Raw genomic sequence first — 19,808 nt, forward strand, 5'->3', positions numbered from 1 at the left:
CAGAGCGGGACGGCGGAGTGGGGCGACGGAGTGGGACGACAGAGCGGGACGCCGGAGCGGGACAACAGAGAGGGGGCAGGCGGGGCGACAATGGCCAGGTGCCAGCCGCCAAGAAGAAGACGACGACCGCGAACGCGTCACCGGAGCGCCGCCGCGAACTGCTCAACACCGCGGCGGAGGTTTTCGCCGCACACGGCTACAACGCCACCACCGTCCGCCGTATCGCGGACGAGGCCGGGATGCTCGCGGGCAGCCTCTACTACCACTTCGATTCCAAGGAATCGATGCTGGACGAGATCCTGTCCAGCTTTCTGACCGAGCTGTGGGAGGGCTATGACGCCGTACTCGCCGCCGGACTCGGGCCCCGAGAGACCATCGAAGCCCTGGTCACCGAGTCCTTCCGGGAGATCGACCGGCATCGCGCGGCCGTCGCCATCTACCAGAAGGAGTCCAGGCACCTCGCCGCCCAGCCCCGTTTCGGCTACCTCTCCGACTCCCAGCAGAAGTTCGAAAAGGCCTGGCTGGGCACCCTGGAACGGGGCGTGGCCGACGGAGTCTTCCGCGCCGACCTCGATATCCGGCTCACCTACCGCTTCGTCCGCGACACCGTCTGGGTCGCGGCGAGCTGGTACCGGCCGGGGGGACAGCACAGTCCCGAGGAGATCGCCCGCCAGTACCTCTCCATGGTGCTGGACGGCATCGCCGCACGCGTCTGACCCGCGCCGGCGGGAGGCCGCGGTCTCCGCACCCTCGAGCAGCGGTCTCCGCACCATCGAGGTGCGGTGCCCTACCGGCGGCGGTCGCTCAGCAGGGAGTGTTCTTCACGTACAGGGCTCGCGGCGCCCAGGTCGTGCCGTAGCGGACGTCCTTTGTCACACCCTTGGGCAGTCTGCCGTGGGGGTCGCGCTGATGCGGGACGACGATGGTGAAGCATGCGGTCCGCCGGGAGCACAGATTCGTCAGCCGGAAGTAGCGCTGGTGGCCCTTGTTGAAGTGCTTCCGCACCACGACGCAGTGCGGCGCCCGCTCGGCGGCCGCCGCGGTCGAGGCGCTCGTCAGTGTCAGAGAGGCCCCGCACGCCACCGTTGCCAGTGCTATGGCCATGATCTTCCGCACGTGATCTCCCCCGTTGGAAACTCGGATCCCCGGCGAAGCCCACATCGGGTTCGCACGTTCATTCCCCATTGTCCATACCGGCTCAGGGAAAATCAGCCCCGGGGGCCACACAGGGACACAAGCGCGACACAAGCGCGGCCCTTTCGGAATGGGACCGGGCGGGCAAGGCGCGGGGCGGGGTGCCGGGCCCGGGCGGATCGAATCGACCCGGCTACCTACAGCTCATCGACCCGCACATAGCGCAACGCGCGACGTGCCAGCTCCGCCAGGTCCTCCGCTACGTCCTGCCGCGCCCAGCGGTGACTGCCGGTGGTCCGGTGTCGTGTGGTGGCCGATGTTTCGGCTTGCGTGGGGTGTCACTCGTCGGCAGACGGGCGTGCCGTCACCACTCTCAGTCCTCGGTCCGCGAATTCACGGCGGGTCGCCTCCTTCGCTCCGTTGTCCGTGATGAACGTGTCAAAGACATCCGCGTCGCCGACCCGGGCGAAGCAGCGCTCGCCGATCTTCGATGAGTCCGCGACAACCACGGCACGCCGGGCACGCTCGGCCATGAGGCGGTTGACCCGGGCCTCCGCTTCGTCGTGCACCGTGGCCCCCATCAGCGGGTCCATACCGTTGGCGCCGATGAAGGCGATGTCGATGGAGATCTGCTGTAGCACCAACTCGCTGAACGGTCCCACCAGTTCGAACGACCGCGAGTGTGCCACCCCGCCGGTGAGCACGATCTTGATCTGCGGCCGCACGGCCAGCTCATTGGCGATGTTGAGGGAGTTGGTGACAATCGTCAGATGCGGTTGCGGGCCGGCCTCCGCGAAGTCCGGACGGGTGGCGAGCACCCGGGCGATCGCCGTGGTCGTCGTCCCGCCACTCAGCCCGACCACATCACCCCGCTCGACCAGCTTCGCCGCGGCCCTTGCCACTGCCTCCTTCTCCTCGGAGCGGTGGGCATGCTTGTAGCGGATCGGCAGGTCGTACGCCACGGAGCTGAGCACCGCCCCGCCCCGGGTGCGGGTCAGCAACTGCTGCTCGGCCAGGGCGTCCATGTCGCGCCGCATCGTGGCGGCCGAGACCTCCAGCTCGGTTGCCGCCTCCTCGACGTCCACCCGGCCCCGGTCCCCGAGCAGCTCGAGCAGTGCGTTCATCCGTTCATGGCGCTTCATGACGCGAGCCTAATTCGTCCCAGCCGGCCATGGTGACGCGCGGTGGGCGCCCTCGTACTCCACCGTGGCGGACCATTCCGACCGCTGCGGTGAAGCGTCGCCGGGAGGGTCGACGCCCGCTGCTGTCTCACCCCCGGGCGGGCGCCTGGGCCGCGTACTGGCCCGGAACCGTCGCCGGAGTGCCCAGCACGTCCAGCAGTCTCGCCGCTTCCTCGGCCACCGCCTCCCGGGCGGGCTTGATGTACTTCCGGGAGTCGACGAGCGACGGGTCGGCGCCCAGTGTGTGCCGTATCGAGCGGGTGAAGACGGAGACCAGATGAGTAGAGATATTGATCTTCGTCATTCCGGCGGCGATGGCCCGCCGCAGCTCGTCGTCCGGCACTCCCGAGGAGCCGTGGAGCACCAGCGGCACCGGCAAAGCGGTGTGCAGCGCCGCGATGAGGTCCTTGTCCAGTACGGCCGTGCGCTCATGCATCGCATGTGAGGAGCCGACGGCCACGGCGAGGGCGTCCACACCAGTCGCACGGACAAAGGCCAGGGCCTCGTCCGGATCCGTGCGGGCCCCTGGCGCATGGACCCCGTCCTTGCCGCCGACCTCGCCGAGTTCCGCCTCGACGTAGGCGCCACGGTCATGGCACCAGGTGGTGAGTTCGGCGGTGGTGGCCACGTTCTCCTCGTAGGAAAGAGCGGAGGCATCCACCATGACGGAACCCACCCCGGCGGTGATGCCCTGGCGGACCAGCTCCGCATCGGTGATGTGGTCGAGGTGCACCGCGATCGGGGCCGTCGAGCCCTCGGCGAGGGCAAGGGTGGCGCGGGTGAGGGGCAGCAGGCTGCCGTGGTAGCGGATGCAGTTCTCGCTGATCTGGAGGATCAGCGGGATGTCCGTGCGCTCGGCGGCGGTGACGAGCGCCTCGGCGGTCTCCAGATGGATGACGTTGAAGGCCGCGGCACCGACCCGCGCCTCACGCGCGGCGTCGACGATCGATGAGGTCGGAACGAGGGGCATGGGACGCTGACTCCCTTGCGTGCAGGGCTGGTTGACGTGGAGGAGGCGGGACTCTACGAGGCGGCCGGCGCCTCGAGCATCACCGAACGGGTCAGGCTGCGGGGGTTGTCCGGGTCCAGGCCGCGGGCACGGGCCCGCTCCAGCGCCACCCGCTGGACCAGCACCAGATCGGCCAGCGGATCGCGAGCATGGCGCACGAAGCGCGCACCGGTCCGCAGTACATCGGCCTCCAGCCCCTCCGGCGCCTGACCGAACAGCCAGGTCACCCGGCCGGGTGCGGCTATCGCGATCGGACCGTGGCGGTACTCCATCGCGGGGTAGGACTCCGTCCAACTCTGCGACGCCTCACGCATCTTGAGCGCCGCCTCATTGGCCAGGCCGAATGTCCAGCCCGTGCCGAGGAAGGAGAACTGTTCGGCGTCCACCCACTCCTTCTCCACCGGCGCGGCCAGCGCCTCCTCCGCATCGGTCACCGCCCGGGAGATGTCCTCGCCCAGATGCGCGCGCAGCAGCGTCAGCGCCGTGGTGGCGAAGCGGGTCTGCACCACCGACTTCTCATCGGCGAAGGGAAGCGCGACCGTCTCGTCGGAGACCGCCACCGCCGGCGTCCCGGGGTCCCCGATGAGGGTCACTGTCGGGATGCGCCCCTTGACGGCATCGAGTACGCGCAGCACCTCGGTCGTGGTGCCGGACCGGGTGATCGCGACCACCGCGTCGTAGCCGCGGGCGCTGCCGAGGAACGCCTCGGAGGCGGCGAAGGGATCCGTCACCCCCTGTCCGGCCGCCTCGCGCAGCGCCGCATACGACTGCGCCATGAACCATGAGGTGCCGCAGCCGACGACGGCGACGCGCTGTCCGGCCTTGGGCAGCAGGCTTGTCGCCGCCCCGATCCGCGCGGCTTCCCGCCAGGTCTCCGGCTGGCTGTGCAGCTCCTGCTCCATGTACGAGATCTCGCTCATGGCCCGCCCTCCCATGCTGTGCATCATCTGATCGATCGTGCTGCGTGAAACTGCAATATGTGAGTTCGTTGCAATCGACTGTACGCAGAAAGTTGGGAGCTTTCCATCGCTCGTACGAGTGGATGCGCCAGAGGGGAGAGGTGGTGCGGTGGCCTGGTAGGGGCTCGTTCTGCCGTCTGTCCAGGGTGGATGTGAGGTCGAAGTGGGGTGGATGCGGGAGGGCGGAGACGCGGAAAGAAAGTGTTGACAGCTGCGTGAAAGTCGCCGAATACTCGCAAGATCAGTCACGCAGGTTCAGTCATGCAGCAAGGCCCGCTCCGCCGCACAAAGGACTCCCCATGTCCATTGCCACGCTCTCCGCGACGCCCCCGCCGCCGTCATCCAAGACCGCACACCGCACCGGCAGGCTGTTCGCGCTCACCGGCGCCGTCGTCGGCGTCATCTACGGCTATGACACCGGCAGCATCTCCGGTGCCCTGGTGTTCCTGAGCAAGGACTTCCATCTCACCGAGGCCGAAAAAGGCCTGGTCAACAGCATTCTGGTAGGCGGCTCCATCGTGGGCGCGATGATCGGCGGAAAGCTCGCCGACGCCCTGGGCCGCAAGGCCGCGATGCTGATCGTCGCCGGCTCGTACGCCGTCTTCGTCGCACTCTCCGCCCTCGCCCCCAACGTCGTCGTGCTGGACGTCGTGCGCTTCCTGCTCGGCATCGCCATCGGCATCTCGATCGTCGCGGCCCCGCTCTACGTCGCGGAGTCGACCCCGGCACGTATCCGCGGAGCCTCCGTCGCCGCCTACCAGGTGGCCACGGTCGCGGGCATCGTCATCACGTACTTCGTCAACTGGGGCCTGTCCGGCGGCGGCCACTGGCGCTGGATGCTCGGCCTCTCCGCGCTCCCCGCCGCACTCGTCATGATCCCGCTGCTCAGGTTGCCGGACACCCCGCGCTGGTACGTCCTCAAGGGGCAGACGGAACGAGCCGTCGAGGTCATGGCCATGACCGACCCGGACGTCGATCCGCGCACCGAGGTCGCGGCGGTGGGGGCCGCGCTCGCCGAGGAGAGCGGTGGATCGGCGCGCTCCTTGCTGCGCAAGCCGTACGCCCGGGCCGCACTCTTTGTCGTCGGCCTCGGATTCTTCTGCCAGATCACCGGCATCAACGCCGTGACGTACTACAGCCCGCAGATCTTCGAGGAGATGGGCTTCACCGGCAGCGGTCAGAACTTCCTGCTGCCCTCCTTCGTCCAGCTCGCCTCGCTGGCCGCGACGGTGCTCGCCATCCTCGTCATCGACCGGCTGGGCCGGCGGGTGGTGCTGCTCAGCGGCATCGGCACGATGGTCGTGATGCTCGCCGTCCTGACGGCGGTCTTCGGTACGGGCGAGCTGCACGGCGCCACGACCTGGGTGGGCTTCGCCGCCATCCTGCTGTTCACCGCGGCCTTCAACTTCGGCTTCGGATCACTGATCTGGGTCTATGCGAGCGAGGCGTTCCCCGCCCAGCTGCGCTCGACGGGCGCTTCGGTGATGCTCACCGCCGACCTGGTCGCCAATCTCCTGATCGCCCAGTTCTTCCCCTCCCTGATGGCCTGGGCGGGTGCCGCCCGGACCTTCGCGGGCCTCGGCGTCCTCGCGCTCGCCGCACTGGTCTTCGCCGCCGTCACCGCGCCCGAGACCAAGGGGCGGCAGTTGGAGGAGATCCAGGGCTACTGGCGCAACGAGGGGCGCTGGCCCGCGGCGCCGGCTCCGGTAAGTCCCGGCGCGCTCACTGGTTCAGCGGTGCCGCCGACCACGACTTCGTAGCCGCGGGGCAGGTGACGAACTGGCGGACGGGATGTCGAGTGCCCCGCGCGCCGGGCGTCCAGGGCGGGGCCTGCGTTGTGACACGTGCACCGAAACTGCGGCCCGGACTGCTGGATCTCCGGCGGTCCGGGCCGGAAGGGGCGGTGCCTCAGGAGGGCAGCTGTTCCCTGTACTGCTCCAGAGCCGGCGCGGTCGTCGTCGCCACGAACTCCGTGATCCGGTACTCACACACCCCGGCGACGGAGAACGGGTCCTCGGCCACGATCCGCTCGACGGTCGCACGGTCCGTCCCGGCGGCGAGGATCACGCCCCCGTCACGCGGCACCTTGCGGCCGGCGGCGATGAAGTGCCCTGCGGCGTACTCCTTCTGAAGCCACTCCACATGCTCCGGAAGGGCGGCGTCGACGCGTTCGAGGGGCGCGGTATAAGTCAGTTCCAGTACGAACATAGCTGCAATATAGACGAGGCGTCCGACAGGAGTGTGGCCTCCTCCTGGAAACGAATGCGCAGGCCAGGGTGGAGGCGCGAGGTGCCTCGCCGGTTGCCGGCGCGGTCTCCTCCGGGAGCGCCCCGAAGTCCCGGAAGCGTCGCGGGCACGGGTGCCAGGACGCATGGGTCACGCCGTGGGCAGGTCCGGGCGACGCCGCCCGTGCCGTGTCGCGCTCTCGTAGGCATGGCCGGCCTGGAGGACGGCGAGATCCGCGCGCGGGGCCCCGATGAACTGAAGTCCCACGGGCAGGCCGCCCGGCGTGAATCCCGCGGGAACCGAAAGGGCGGGCACGCCGAGGACGGAGACGAGGTAGGCGGACCGCATCCAGTCCAGATACGAGTGGGTGGGCCGGCCCGCGACCTCCCGCGGATACTCCAGCTCCGCGTCGAACGGCGTGACTTGGCTGACCGGGGCGAGGAGCAGGTCGTACCGGGAGAAGAAGTCCAGCATGCCGAGGTACAGCCGGCTGCGGGTCGCGGTGGCCGTGTGGAGATCGGCCACGGTCAGCCGGCGGCCCTCCTCGATGTTCTGGACGATGCTGGGTTTGAGGGCCTGCCGGTCGGAGTCGAGCAGACCGCCGAGCGCGAGGTCGAAGCTGTGCGCCCGCAGCGTACGGAAGGATTCGTCGGCCCCTGCGAGATCCGGGCAGGCGGCATCGACATGGCAGCCGAGCTCTTCCAGAACCCCCAACTGGGGCTCCAATACGGCCAGTACGTCCCGATCGGCCGGCGCGCGTCCCCCGAAGTCGGGTGTCCAGGCGATACGGAGCCCGCGCAGATCGCGGTCGAGCGGCACACGGAACGCCTCGCCGGGCGTCTCCAGGCTGATGGGGCAGCGTGGATCCGGACCTGCCATCGACGACAGCAACAGCGCGGTGTCGGCAACGGTCCGCCCCATGGGGCCGGGGACCGACAGGGTGTCCCAGAGGTTGCCGCCGGGGTGCCGGGGGACGCGTCCGGGGGTGGGACGCAGCCCGACCACGTTGCAGAACGACGCCGGGTTGCGCAGCGAGCCGCCCATGTCGCTGCCGTCGGCAAGGGGTTGCATCCCGGCAGCGAGCGCCGCGGCGGCACCTCCACTGCTGCCGCCGGCCGAACGCGTGGTGTCGTATGGGTTGCGCGTGGTGCCGAAAACCGGGTTGAAGGTGTGCGAACCGGCGGCGAATTCGGGGACGTTGGTCTTGCCGAGCCGGATGGCGCCGGCCCGTTGGAGCCGTTCGACCAGCAGATCGTCCTCGTCGGGGATGTGGTCGGCGAAGAGCGGTGAGCCGTGTGTGGTGCGCATCCCGCGGGTGAGGTGAGTGTCCTTGAACGCGATCGGGAGGCCGTGCAAGGGCGGGACGGCGGCGCCCCGGACGAGGCGTTCGTCGGCGCGCGCGGCGGCGGCGAGTGCGCCCTCGGGATCGAGGGTGACGAGGGCGTTGACGGCCGGATTGACCTGTTCGATGCGGTCCAGATGCGCCTGGACGACCTCCCGGGCGGAGAGGTCGCGGCGCCGCAACCGGGCGGCGAGGTCGGTGGCGTCGAGCTGGTGGAGCGCGTCGGGCATGAAGACCTCGGAAGGGTTCAGGGAGGGGGCGTCGGCGGTGAACGAGAGCCCTCTTGTCACCTGCCCGCGCCCGCCTCGGCGGCACCGCCTGGACGGGCATCGGGGTCCGGATCCAGTCCCCACCACGGTACCCAGCGCCACTGACAGCGAGCCGCGAGCCGTGAGCCGAACCGACAGCGAGCCATGAGCCGATCCGCCCGGCCGGGGCTCGTTCACCGGTTCGGTAGCGTGGCGGTCACCATGGACACTCCCGGAACGATCTCCTGCGACGACGAACTGCGGCACTGGCCGGCCGACGAAGACCAGGCACGCGCGGTCCAGGACCGGTTGCGGCCCTGTGTGCGGCTCGATGAATCCGGGCCGGAACCGGGGTTCGAGGGCACCGTGGTCGGGGTGGACGTCGCCTACGACGACGCACGCGATGTCGTCGCCGCTGCCGCCGTCGCACTGGACGCCCGTACGCGCGCCGTCGTCGACGAGGCCACCGCCGTCGGGCAGATCTCCTTCCCGTACGTCCCCGGACTGCTCGCCTTCCGCGAGATTCCCACCGTGCTCGACGCACTCGCCCGTCTCACCCGCACCCCTGACCTCGTGGTCTGCGACGGATACGGGTTGGCGCACCCGCGCCGCTTCGGCCTCGCCAGCCATCTGGGGGTGCTGACCGGGCTGCCCACCATCGGCGTCGCCAAGAACCCCTTCACCTTCCGGTACGAACCTCCCGGGCCGGACCGCGGCGCCACCTCGCCTCTACTGGACGGCGCCGAGGAGGTGGGACGTGCGCTGCGGACCCAGAAGGGCGTCAAGCCGGTCTTCGTTTCTGTCGGACACCGTATCGACCTCGACCGGGCCTGTGCGCATACGCTCCACCTGGCGGCGAACTACCGGCTTCCGGAGACGACCCGGGCCGCGGACTCGCTGTGCCGGAGGGCGCTCGCGAGCGCCTGACGGCAAGACGGGGGTACACGGCGGCCGGCGCGAGGAGCCGGGGCTACCCCTGGACGACGCGGAACGTGATGCCCGCATCCTGGAGGCGGGCCGTCAGCGCGTCCCCCATGGCGACCGCGGTCGTCACCTGGCCGGCGGTCTCCGGCAGGTCGTCGAAGGCCAGGCTGAGCGCCGACTCGGCGAGCATCTTCGCCGTCTCGTCGTAGCCGGGGTCACCGCCCGAGACCTCGGTGATCACACGTTCGCCGCCGCCGGAGGCGACGAAGCGCACCTTGAACCAGCTGCGCGCACGCCGCTCGGGGCTCGGCCCGTCGCCCGGCTCCAGCCGTCGCGACAACCAGCGCCGCGCGGACGGCACCTGGGCGATTACGGACAGGGCCCCGGCCCCCAGCGCCCCGCCGATGGCGATCGGCAGCCGCCGGACGCCCGCGTAGTGGCGATAGCGGAAGTCGGGCCCGTAGCGGTCCAGCGCGGCGGCCGAGCGGGCGATGATCTGCGGGTCGAGGGTCGGCAACGGCACACCCCAGGTACGTGTTTCGCCGCTCCGGAGAGGCGGGCCGAACGGCGCCCGCACCGTACGGCCGGCCGGTCGCGGTTCGGTCCGCTGCCGCTCGCGGGCCGCCCGCACCATGGCGACCGGGCGCGAGGCGACGGTCAGTGCGGAGGCCAGGGTGCCGCCGGAGAACGCCGCATTGGTCCGTACGAAACCGTCGATGCGTACGGGGGCGCTTTCGGGGAGGAGCCCCACCGTGAAGAGCACTCCCAGGTCGTGCGGGACGGAGTCGAATCCGGCGGCGTGTACGAGGCGCGCACCGGTCGCGCGGGCCGTCGCGTCGTGGCGCACATACATCCGGTCGATGAACTCCGACTCACCGGTCAGGTCGACATAGTCAGTGCCGGCCGCGGCGCAGGCGGCGACCAGCGGCTCCCCATGGATCAGGTACGGGCCGACGGTCGTCACCAGCACCCGGGTATCGGCGGCGAGGGCGCGCAGCGAGTCGGGGTCGCCGCTGTCCGCCCGCAGCAGCGGCAGGTCGGCGCAGGCCGGGTGGTCCTTCGTCAGCCGGTCGCGCAACTCCTCCAGTTTGGCGATGTTGCGCCCGGCCAGCGCCCAGCGGCAGCCCTGGGGGACGTGCGCGGCCAGATAGGCGGCGGTGAGTGCGCCCGCGAAACCGGTCGCACCGTAAAGGACGAGGTCATAGGACCGTTTGGAGGTGTCCTGCCGTCGCATTGCGCGTCCTCTCGACCGCCCACCGGGCATGGAGTCAGGACCTTAGGCAGTCACTGTCGTGCCGTCAACGTCCGGTCCTGGCGGTTCCCCTGGCCGTCCCCCGTGGGGGACGGGGAGCGTGCAGGCAGTCTTGACAGGGCGCCGCAGCCGGTCCAGATTCACCGTTGGCACCGATGACATAGGACGTCCCATGTCTGGAACGCCCCGGCCGCCTCCCGCGGCCGCCCCTCGACGACGCCGCGAACCGAACCGTCCGCCGACTGCTGGAGGAGGCCGGGTAGCCGTGACCACGCGTCCCGCGGGCACCCCTGACCGGACACGGAACTGGTGGCAGGAAGTCACCCCGGGCCAGTGGAAGGCGATGTTCGCCGCCTGGATCGGCTATCTCCTCGACGGCTTCGACTTTGTCCTGATCACGCTCGTGCTGACCGAAATCGCCGAAGACTTCCAGCTGAGCACCGCCACCGCCGCTTCGCTGATCTCCGGCGCCTTCATCACCCGCTGGCTGGGCGGTGCCGTCCTGGGGGCCATGGGTGACCGCTACGGCCGCAGGACCGCCATGATCACCAGCATCCTGCTCTACTCGCTCGGTACCTTCGCCTGTGGTTTCGCCTGGGGCTACACCAGTCTGTTCGTCGCCCGGCTGGTGATCGGTCTGGGGATGGCGGGGGAGTACAGCGCCAGTGTGACGTATGTGCTGGAGAGCTGGCCCACCCGATGGCGCAACCGTGCCTCCGGGTTCCTGATCTCCGGTTACGCGGGCGGCACCGTCCTCGCGGCCGAGCTCTACCAGTGGGTGGTGCCCCACTGGGGCTGGCGCTGGATGTTCTGGATCGGTGTCCTGCCCGTTCTGGTCGCCCTCTGGGTGCGCAGATCGCTGCCCGAGGCCGGCGACTGGCAGCAGCAGATCGGCGCCGTCACCCGTGAGGAAGGGGACCGGCCCAACCCTTTCCGGCCGTTGTTCACCGGCCGCATACGGGCCTGGGCCAACGTGGCCCTGGCGGCGGTCGCCTCGACCGCCCTGTTCTGCGTCTTCACGCCCGTGGGGGCGGGATCCGTGCCATGGCTGTCCGTCGTCGCGGCGCTGTGTCTGATCGCGTTCGCCGCGCAGCTCGGCGGCCGTCGCGGATGGCTGTTGTACGTGTCCCTGATGGCGACGGTGTTCTGTGCCTTCCTCTACAGCTGGCCGATCCAGGCCCTGCTGCCCACCTACCTCAAGACCGACCTCGGGTATGCCCCGGGGCAGGTCACCGACGTGATGTTCTATGCGGGCTTCGGCACCATGGCGGGCTGTTGGCTGGCGGGCTTCGTCGGCGACCGGCTCGGTACCCGCCGGGCCTATGCCTGCACCCTGCTGGCCTCGCTCGCCTTCGTCTTCCCGGTCTTCGCGGTGCGGGACAGCCTGCCGGCCCTCGGCGTGCTGGTCTTCGGGCTGCTCGCGCTCAGCCAGGGCATCTCCGGCATCCTGCCGAAGTACCTTGCCGGCCACTTCCCGACCGCCACCCGTGCCGCCTCACTGGGCTTTGTCTACAACGTCGGGGCCCTGGGCGGGGCGGTCGCGCCCGTCCTCGGAGCGCATCTGGCCGAAGGCATGTCCCTGGGGCGGGCGCTGGCCGTGCTCACCTTCGGGCTGACGCTCGTGGTCGTCATCCTGGTGGGCGGCAATGTCCCCCAGCGGCTCGGCCGGCTTGTGGACCGTCAGGCGCCGGACGACCACCTCGTGCCGGAGGCCGGGGGAGCGGGGGGCCTGCCCGCGGAGACGCCGCCTGGCTCCCTTACCGGGGAGGTGCCGCCGGGCTCGGCGTAGCGGGGCTTCACCGGGCGGCCGGGTATCGGGCGGTTAGGGGCTCCGGGCTGGGCCGTGACATATCCGGCCCCTCGGGACGGCACGGGTGGCCGTGGGCCGTCCGGACGGCGCGAAAGCCGTTCGCACACGGCGCGAAAGCGGTTCGTACACGGTGCGGCAGCCGTTCGCACACGGCGGGGCAGCCGCTCTCACTCCGTACTGTCGTCGTGCCGCCCGAGGGCCACCCCGCGCACCCCTGTCAGCTCGGACAGCGTCTCGACCAGAGGGTGTGCGGCCGCGGCCCCCTCCAGACGGAGCAATACCTCGGCCGGATCCCCTGCCCTGTCCGTGCCGGTCTCCACCTGGACCTCGGTCACCCGGAAGCCGCTGCCGGTGCATATCTCCAATATCCGCCCGAGCAAGCCCTGTTGTGCGTGGTAGCTGATGCGCAGTTCTATACGGGCGTAGGACGGCCGCGAGGCAATCAGGTCCGACACCTTCGAGAAGCCGCGGACGACGAGGAAGTGCACCGCCGTCGCGCCGAGGGCCAGCAGGGGCAGTCCACCGCCGCAGGCCATGCCGATGGCGCAGGTCAGCCAGATGGTGGCGGCCGTCGTCAGCCCCCGGACCGCGTCCTTCCTGACGAATATCAGGCCGCCGCCGATGAAGCCGATGCCCGAGACGACCTGTGCGGCGACCCGGGACGGGTCGAGCGCCACGCCGTCCGTGCCCAGCAACGAGTTGAAGCCGTGGACCGACACCTCCATGAACAGCGCGCTGCCCACGCCGACGAGTGTGTGCGTGCGCAGGCCGGCACTCTTCTGCCGCGCCTCGCGTTCCAGGCCGATCAGTGAGGACAGCAGCAGCGCCATCGCCAGCTCGGCGAACTGGCGCAGCCCCTGCCCGCTGTGGAAGTCGAACAGTGCGGCGGCGAGTTGCGGGGCGGACATGCCGGCCATTGTCCCTCGGTCGGCCTGCCGTCCGGCGCTCCGCGGGCCGTTGTCAGTGGTCGCCGTTAGCGTGGAATGCGTCGGGCGGCCTGCGCGGGACGAGCGTGGCGCCGGGCGGCATCGCGGGCGGTGCCGCAGGGGGACGGACGTGGAGGAGCGCATGGCGAAGGTGGCGGATCCGACGGCGGTGCGGGAGCAGGTGCGTGCGTTCGCGCTGGGGCTTCCCGGGGCCGTGGAGGAGTTCCCCTGGGGCGAGAGCGTCATCAAGGTCAACAAGAAGGTCTTCGTCTTCCTCGGCGTCGACAACGGCAGCCATCCGCCCGGGGTCACGCTGAAACTGAAGGACCCCGAGGCGCATGCCCATGCGCTGACCTCGCCCGGCGCCGAGCCCGCGGGCTACGGCCTGGGGAAGTCCGGATGGGTGCGGGTCCCCCTGGCGGAGCAAGGCGCTCCGCCGGCCGAGCTGCTCTGCGACTGGGCGGAGGAGTCCTATCGCGTCATAGCCCCCAAGAAGCTCATCGCCGAGCTCGACGGGGGATAGCGGCGCAGCGGCAGCAGGCGCGCAAAGGCCCGTGACGGCGATGACAGTTGAGCATCGCCGACGCGGGCTTTTTCCGCTGCTGCCACTTGGCACGGGGGGCTTGTGGAAAATGGAACACGTTCTTAACATCGCGAGTGTTACATCAGAAGTGTCACAGTGCGGAGAGGCATGGGGCGCGATGACGGAGTCAGGGAACGGCCCGCTGAGCGGGGTGCGGGTGGTCGAACTCGCGGGCATCGGCCCCGGCCCGTTCGCCGCCATGCTCCTGGCCGACCTCGGCGCCGATGTCGTCCGGGTCGACCGGCCCGGAGGCCCGGGGCTGGGCATCGATCCGGCCTGCGACATCACCAACCGCAACAAACGCTCCGTGCTGGTGGACCTGAAGATCCCCGACGGGGTGGCGCAGGTGCTCGACCTGGTCGAGCGCGCCGATGTGCTGGTGGAGGGGTACCGCCCCGGTGTGGCCGAGCGGCTGGGGGTGGGGCCCGAGGAGTGCCTGGCGCGCAACCCCCGGCTGGTCTACGGCCGGATGACGGGCTGGGGGCAGCAGGGCCCGCTCGCCGACACCGCCGGACACGACATCGGCTATATCGCCGTCACGGGCGCCCTCGGCATGATCGGCTCGCCCGACGGCCCGCCCGCCATCCCCGCCAATCTCCTCGGTGACTACGCCGGCGGCTCCCTCTACCTCGTCATCGGCGTCCTCGCCGCCCTCCAGCACGCCCGCACCGAGGGCGGAGCGGGCCAGGTCGTGGACGCCGCCATCGTCGACGGCACGGCTCATCTGACGGCGATGATCCACGGCATGCTGGCGGCCGGCGGCTGGCAGGACCGGCGCAGTGCCAATCTGTTCGACGGCGGGGCACCGTTCTACGGCGCCTACGAGACCGCCGATGGCGGCTATATGGCGGTCGGCGCGCTGGAGCAGCGGTTCTACGGCGAATTCAGCCGTCTGCTGGGCCTCGGGCAGGAGGCCCCGAGCCGTGACGACCTCGCCTCCTGGGGCGAGCTGCGCACCACCATCGCCGCCCGCTTCAAAACCCGTACCCGCGAGGAGTGGACGGCGGTCTTCGAGGAGTCCGACGCCTGTGTGGCGCCCGTGCTCTCCCTGCGCGAGGCCCCGCAGCACCCGCATCTCGCCGCCCGCGGCACCTTCGTCGAGCACGGCGGGCTCACCCAGCCCGCGCCCGCACCGCGCTTTTCGCGCACTCCGGGCGCGGTGCGCAGACCCCCCGCGCAGCCCGGCGCGGACACCGCGGAGATCGCCCGCGACTGGCAGGTCCCCGGCCTCCTCGCCCCACCGCCGGCCGACTCCGACGAGGCCCCGGGCCGCACGGCGCGGAAGGACGCAGCCGGCTGATGGAAGTCGCCACCACGCTCCCGTACGCAGCCGGCCCGCGCCAGGCCGGGAAACAGGCCGCCGCCTTCCGCCCGGAGCGGGGCGGCACGGTGCGGGGCGGCCCGCTCCCCGGGGCTCCGCCCGGCACGGTCCGGCGCTCGCCCACCCGGTGGCGCCGGAGCCCGCCGAGCTCACCGAGAACGTCAAGAACCGGCTCCGAGGAGGGCCCCCAGAGATGACCGCGCAGATGAAGCGCCAGATCTTCACCGAGGACCACGAGGCCTTCCGCAAGGTCGTGAAGACCTTCCTCGCCAAGGAAGTGACACCGCATTACGAGCAGTGGGAGCAGGACGGCATCGTCAGCCGGGACGCCTGGCGGGCGGCCGGCAAGCAGGGGCTGCTGGGGCTCGCGGTCCCCGAGGAGTACGGCGGGGGAGGGCAGCACGACTTCCGCTACAGCGCGGTGCTGGCCGAGGAATTCACCCGGGCGGGCGCGGCCGGACTGGCCGTGGGTCTGCACAACGACATCATCGGCCCCTATCTGACGACCCTCGGCACCGAGGAGCAGAAGCGCCGCTGGCTGCCCGGCTTCTGTAGCGGCGAGATCATCACCGCCATCGCGATGACCGAGCCCGGGGCCGGCTCCGACCTCCAGGGCATCCGCACCCACGCCGAGGATGCGGGCGACCACTGGATCCTCAACGGCTCCAAGACCTTCATCTCCAACGGCATCCTCGCCGACCTGGTCATCGTGGTGGCCAGGACGACGCCGGAAGGCGGGTCGCACGGCCTGAGCCTGCTGGTCGTCGAGCGCGGTATGCCGGGCTTCGAACGAGGCCGCAATCTCGACAAGATCGGCCAGAAGTCGCAGGACACCGCCGAGCTGTTCTTCCAGGACGTACGGGTCCCCAAGGAGAATCTGCTCGGCGAGCGGAACGGCGCCTTCATCCATCTGATGACCCATCTCGCACAGGAGCGGATGGGCATCGCCGTCGCCGCCATCGCCGGCGCCGAACACCTGCTGGAGATCACCAGCGAGTACGTCAAGGAGCGCGAGGCGTTCGGACGGCCGCTGGCCAAGCTCCAGCACATCCGCTTCGAGATAGCCGAGATGGCCACCGAGTGCGCCGTCACCCGGGCGTTCCTCGACCGCTGTATCGCCGACCACTCCGCCGGCGAACTGGACGCGGTGCATGCCTCGATGGCCAAGTGGTGGGCCACCGAACTGCAAAAGCGCGTCGCCGACCGCTGTCTGCAACTCCATGGCGGCTACGGCTATATGGCGGAATACCGCGTGGCCAAGGCCTTCACCGACGGCCGGATTCAGACGATCTACGGAGGGACCACCGAGATCATGAAGGAGATCATCGGACGCTCCCTGCTCGGCTGACCCCGGACCGGCCCCGGTCCCCCCTCGCTGCCCCTGCCTCCACCCTCATGCGAAAGGCTTGTTGACTTGAGTACCGAAGCGTACGTATACGACGCGATCCGCACTCCGCGCGGCCGCGGCAAGGCCACCGGCGCACTGCACGGCACCAAGCCGATCGACCTGGTCGTCGGCCTGATCCACGAAGTGCGCCGCCGCTTCCCCGGCCTCGACCCGGCCGCCGTCGACGACATCGTGCTCGGTGTCGTCGGACCCGTCGGCGACCAGGGCTCGGACATCGCCCGGATCGCGGCGATCGCCGCGGGGCTCCCCGACACCGTGGCCGGCGTACAGGAGAACCGCTTCTGTGCCTCGGGCCTGGAGGCCGTCAACATGGCCGCCGCCAAGGTGCGTTCGGGCTGGGAGGACCTCGTCCTGGCGGGCGGCGTCGAATCCATGTCGCGGGTCCCGATGGCCTCCGACGGCGGCGCCTGGTTCGCCGACCCGATGACCAACTTCGACACCGGCTTCGTCCCGCAGGGCATCGGGGCCGACCTGATCGCCACGATCGAGGGCTACACCCGCCAGGATGTCGACGAATTCGCCGCGCTCTCCCAGGAGCGCGCCGCCGAGGCATGGAAGGACGGCCGCTTCGACCGTTCCGTCGTCCCGGTGCGGGACCGCAACGGCCTGGTCGTCCTCGACCACGACGAGCACATGCGCCCCGGCACCACCGCCGACTCCCTCGCCGGCCTCAAGCCGTCCTTCGCCACCATCGGCGACGCGGGCGGCTTTGACGCGGTCGCCCTCCAGAAGTACCACTGGGTCGAGAAGATCGACCACGTCCACCACGCCGGCAACTCCTCCGGCATCGTGGACGGCGCGGCACTGGTCGCCATCGGCTCGAAGGAGGTCGGCGAGCGCTACGGCCTGACCCCGCGCGCCCGGATCCTCTCCGCCGCGGTCTCCGGATCCGAGCCGACGATCATGCTCACCGGGCCCGCGCCCGCCAGCCGTAAGGCCCTCGCCAAGGCCGGGCTGACCATCGACGACATCGACCTGGTCGAGATCAACGAGGCCTTCGCCGCCGTCGTGCTGCGCTTCGTCAAGGACATGGGCCTGAGCCTGGACAAGGTCAATGTCAACGGCGGCGCCATCGCGCTGGGCCACCCCCTCGGCGCCACCGGCGCGATGATCCTCGGCACCCTGATCGACGAGCTGGAGCGGCAGGACAAGCGCTACGGCCTGGCCACCCTCTGTGTCGGCGGCGGTATGGGCATCGCCACCGTCATCGAGCGCCTCTGACCCTCGTCCCACCCACCACGGAGTACGCACCATGAGTGAATCCGCTGCTTTGTCGACCATCCGCTGGGAACAGGACGAGACCGGCATCGTCACCCTGGTCCTCGACGACCCCGACCAGTCCGCCAACACCATGAACAACGCCTTCAAGACCTCCCTCAGCGCGGTCGCCGACCGCCTGGAGGCCGAGAAGGACAGCATCCGCGGCATCATCTTCACCTCCGCGAAGAAGACCTTCTTCGCCGGCGGCGACCTGCGCGACCTGATCGCCGTCACCCCCGAGAACGCCCAGCAGGCCTTCGAGTCGGGCAACGGCATCAAGCGCGACCTGCGCCGCATCGAGACCCTCGGCAAGCCCGTCGTCGCCGCGATCAACGGCGCGGCGCTGGGCGGCGGTTACGAGATCGCGCTGGCCTGCCACCACCGCATCGCCCTCGACACCCCCGGCACCAAGATCGGCCTGCCCGAGGTCACCCTCGGCCTGCTGCCCGCCGCCGGCGGCGTCACCCGTACGGTCCGGCTGCTCGGCATCGCCGACGCACTGCTGAAGGTGCTGCTCCAGGGCACCCAGTACAACGCCACCCGCGCCAAGGACGCCGGGCTGATCCACGAGGTCGCCGCCACTCCCGAGGAACTGCTCGCCAAGGCCCGCGCCTTCGTCGAGGAGCACCCCGAGTCCCAGCAGCCCTGGGACGTCAAGGGCTACCGCATCCCCGGCGGCACCCCCGCCCAGCCGAAGTTCGCGGCCAACCTCCCGGCGTTCCCCGCCAACCTCAAGAAGCAGCTCAACGGCGCCCCGTACCCCGCCCCGCGCAACATCCTCGCCGCGGCGGTGGAGGGCTCCCAGGTCGACTTCGAGAACGCGCAGACCATCGAGGCGCGCTACTTCGTCGAGCTGGTGACCGGCCAGATCTCCAAGAACATGATCCAGGCGTTCTTCTTCGACCTCCAGGCCGTCAACTCCGGCGCCAACCGGCCCAAGGGCATCGAGCCCCGCAAGGTCGAGAAGGTCGCGGTCCTGGGCGCCGGCATGATGGGCGCCGGCATCGCCTACTCCTGTGCCAGGGCCGGCATGCAGGTCGTCCTCAAGGACATCACCGTGGACGCGGCGCAGAAGGGCAAGGCGTACGCGGAGGGGCTGCTCGCCAAGGCGCTCTCCGGGGGCCGCACGACCGAGCAGCAGCGCGATGAGCTGCTGGCGCGCATCACGCCCACCGCCGAGCCCGCGGACCTCGCGGGCTGTGACGCCGTCATCGAGGCGGTCTTCGAGGACGTCGCCCTCAAGCACAAGGTGTTCAAGGAGATCCAGCACATCGTCGGGCCCGACGCGCTGCTGTGCTCCAACACCTCCACCCTGCCCATCACGCTGCTGGCCGAAGGCGTCGAGCGCGACCAGGACTTCATCGGACTGCACTTCTTCTCGCCGGTCGACAAGATGCCGCTGGTGGAGATCATCAAGGGGGAGCGGACCGGCGACGAGGCGCTGGCCCGCGCCTTCGACCTGGTACGCCAGATCAAGAAGACCCCGATCGTCGTCAACGACTCGCGCGGCTTCTTCACCTCCCGCGTCATCGGCCACTTCATCAACGAAGGCGTGGCGATGATCGGCGAGGGCCTCGACCCGGTCTCCGTCGAGCAGGCCGCGGCCCAGGCCGGCTACCCGGCCAAGGTGCTGTCCCTGATGGACGAGCTGACCCTCACCCTGCCGCGCAAGATCCGGGAGGAGACCAAGCGGGCGGTCGTGGAGTCCGGCGGCAGCTGGCAGCCGCACCCGGCCGACGCCGTGATCGACCAGATGGTCGACGAGTTCGGCCGCCCCGGCCGCAGCGGCGGCGCCGGCTTCTACGAGTACGGCGAGGACGGCCGGCGTGCCGGTCTGTGGCCGGGCCTGCGCGAGCACTTCACCAAGAAGAACGCCGCCATCCCGTTCCTCGACATGCAGGAGCGGATGCTCTTCTCCGAGGCACTGGACACCGTCCGCTGCTTCGAGGAGGGCGTGCTCACCTCCGTCGCCGACGCCAACATCGGCTCCATCTTCGGCATCGGCTTCCCCGGCTGGACCGGCGGCGTGATCCAGTACATCAACGGCTACCAGGGCGGGCCGGGCCGGGAGGAACTCGTCGGGCTGCCCGGATTCGTGGCCCGCGCCCGCGAGCTCCAGGCGGCCTACGGAGACCGGTTCGCGCCGTCCGCGCTGCTGGTCGAGAAGGCCGAGAAGGGCGAGAAGTTCAGCGACTGACCGGTCAGGGGGCGGGCCCCGGCGGCCC

At 70.3% G+C, this 19,808-nt stretch carries 17 protein-coding genes; 9 read left to right on the forward strand and 8 right to left on the reverse strand.

Features of this window, described 5'->3' with window-relative positions; translation table 11 throughout:
* Nucleotides 1–98 precede the first annotated feature (98 nt).
* Entirely contained in the window at nt 99–716 is a 618-nt protein-coding gene (locus M8I34_RS11560; RefSeq protein WP_244417826.1) for a TetR/AcrR family transcriptional regulator, read from the forward strand.
* An 88-nt stretch (nt 717–804) separates the two neighbouring features.
* On the opposite strand, the gene M8I34_RS11565 is transcribed toward M8I34_RS11560, so the two are convergent.
* From M8I34_RS11565 to M8I34_RS11580, 4 genes are all read right to left on the reverse strand, one after another.
* The gene (locus M8I34_RS11565) at nt 805–1,116 is read right to left on the reverse strand and encodes a hypothetical protein (RefSeq protein WP_250049333.1); all 312 of its coding nucleotides are present in this window, start codon (nt 1,114–1,116) and stop codon (nt 805–807) included.
* A 356-nt stretch (nt 1,117–1,472) separates the two neighbouring features.
* Entirely contained in the window at nt 1,473–2,276 is an 804-nt protein-coding gene (locus tag M8I34_RS11570; protein ID WP_030983855.1) for a DeoR/GlpR family DNA-binding transcription regulator, read from the reverse strand.
* A gap of 127 nt (nt 2,277–2,403) precedes the next feature.
* Nucleotides 2,404–3,285, reverse strand: coding sequence for a class II fructose-bisphosphate aldolase (locus M8I34_RS11575; RefSeq protein ID WP_250049334.1), 882 nt, complete (start codon nt 3,283–3,285; stop codon nt 2,404–2,406).
* Nucleotides 3,286–3,338: 53 nt separating this feature from the next.
* Nucleotides 3,339–4,244, reverse strand: coding sequence for an SIS domain-containing protein (locus tag M8I34_RS11580; RefSeq protein ID WP_030086033.1), 906 nt, complete (start codon nt 4,242–4,244; stop codon nt 3,339–3,341).
* Nucleotides 4,245–4,582: 338 nt separating this feature from the next.
* On the opposite strand from M8I34_RS11580, the gene M8I34_RS11585 reads away from it, so the two are divergent.
* Nucleotides 4,583–6,043: a sugar porter family MFS transporter gene (locus tag M8I34_RS11585; protein WP_250049335.1), complete on the forward strand. Its 1,461-nt coding sequence runs from the start codon at nt 4,583–4,585 to the stop codon at nt 6,041–6,043.
* A gap of 148 nt (nt 6,044–6,191) precedes the next feature.
* Here the strand turns inward: M8I34_RS11585 and M8I34_RS11590 are convergent, their stop codons facing one another.
* Nucleotides 6,192–6,491 (reverse strand): YciI family protein, encoded by a 300-nt coding sequence (locus M8I34_RS11590; RefSeq protein WP_030983847.1) that lies wholly within the window; start codon nt 6,489–6,491, stop codon nt 6,192–6,194.
* 168 nt (nt 6,492–6,659) lie between these two features.
* On the reverse strand, nt 6,660–8,081 hold the full coding sequence (locus tag M8I34_RS11595) for an amidase (RefSeq protein WP_250049426.1): 1,422 nt from the start codon (nt 8,079–8,081) through the stop codon (nt 6,660–6,662).
* A gap of 240 nt (nt 8,082–8,321) precedes the next feature.
* Here M8I34_RS11595 and M8I34_RS11600 point away from each other — a divergent pair, with 240 nt between their 5' ends.
* A complete protein-coding gene (locus M8I34_RS11600) occupies nt 8,322–9,026 on the forward strand; it encodes an endonuclease V (RefSeq protein ID WP_250049336.1) in 705 nt (234 codons plus the stop codon).
* Nucleotides 9,027–9,069: 43 nt separating this feature from the next.
* Here the strand turns inward: M8I34_RS11600 and M8I34_RS11605 are convergent, their stop codons facing one another.
* The gene (locus M8I34_RS11605; RefSeq protein WP_250049337.1) at nt 9,070–10,257 is read right to left on the reverse strand and encodes a trans-acting enoyl reductase family protein; all 1,188 of its coding nucleotides are present in this window, start codon (nt 10,255–10,257) and stop codon (nt 9,070–9,072) included.
* A gap of 361 nt (nt 10,258–10,618) precedes the next feature.
* Between M8I34_RS11605 and M8I34_RS11610 the strand changes: the two genes are divergently transcribed.
* On the forward strand, nt 10,619–12,064 hold the full coding sequence (locus tag M8I34_RS11610) for a sialate:H+ symport family MFS transporter (protein ID WP_250049427.1): 1,446 nt from the start codon (nt 10,619–10,621) through the stop codon (nt 12,062–12,064).
* Between the two features lie 188 nt (nt 12,065–12,252).
* On the opposite strand, the gene M8I34_RS11615 is transcribed toward M8I34_RS11610, so the two are convergent.
* Nucleotides 12,253–13,002: an MgtC/SapB family protein gene (locus M8I34_RS11615; RefSeq protein WP_374210889.1), complete on the reverse strand. Its 750-nt coding sequence runs from the start codon at nt 13,000–13,002 to the stop codon at nt 12,253–12,255.
* Nucleotides 13,003–13,153: 151 nt separating this feature from the next.
* On the opposite strand from M8I34_RS11615, the gene M8I34_RS11620 reads away from it, so the two are divergent.
* From M8I34_RS11620 to M8I34_RS11640, 5 genes are all read left to right on the forward strand, one after another.
* The gene (locus M8I34_RS11620; RefSeq protein WP_250049339.1) at nt 13,154–13,534 is read left to right on the forward strand and encodes an MmcQ/YjbR family DNA-binding protein; all 381 of its coding nucleotides are present in this window, start codon (nt 13,154–13,156) and stop codon (nt 13,532–13,534) included.
* A 178-nt stretch (nt 13,535–13,712) separates the two neighbouring features.
* The gene (locus M8I34_RS11625) at nt 13,713–14,894 is read left to right on the forward strand and encodes a CaiB/BaiF CoA-transferase family protein (RefSeq protein WP_250049340.1); all 1,182 of its coding nucleotides are present in this window, start codon (nt 13,713–13,715) and stop codon (nt 14,892–14,894) included.
* A gap of 226 nt (nt 14,895–15,120) precedes the next feature.
* Nucleotides 15,121–16,263: an acyl-CoA dehydrogenase family protein gene (locus M8I34_RS11630; protein WP_250049428.1), complete on the forward strand. Its 1,143-nt coding sequence runs from the start codon at nt 15,121–15,123 to the stop codon at nt 16,261–16,263.
* 66 nt (nt 16,264–16,329) lie between these two features.
* Nucleotides 16,330–17,544 carry an acetyl-CoA C-acetyltransferase gene (locus tag M8I34_RS11635; protein WP_030983832.1) on the forward strand — a complete coding sequence of 405 codons (1,215 nt, stop codon included), beginning with the start codon at nt 16,330–16,332 and terminating at the stop codon, nt 17,542–17,544.
* Nucleotides 17,545–17,575: 31 nt separating this feature from the next.
* A complete protein-coding gene (locus tag M8I34_RS11640; RefSeq protein ID WP_250049341.1) occupies nt 17,576–19,780 on the forward strand; it encodes a 3-hydroxyacyl-CoA dehydrogenase NAD-binding domain-containing protein in 2,205 nt (734 codons plus the stop codon).
* Nucleotides 19,781–19,808 lie beyond the last annotated feature (28 nt).

It is taken from the genome of Streptomyces sp. MCA2, from assembly GCF_023544705.1.
GTDB lineage: Bacteria > Actinomycetota > Actinomycetes > Streptomycetales > Streptomycetaceae > Streptomyces > Streptomyces decoyicus.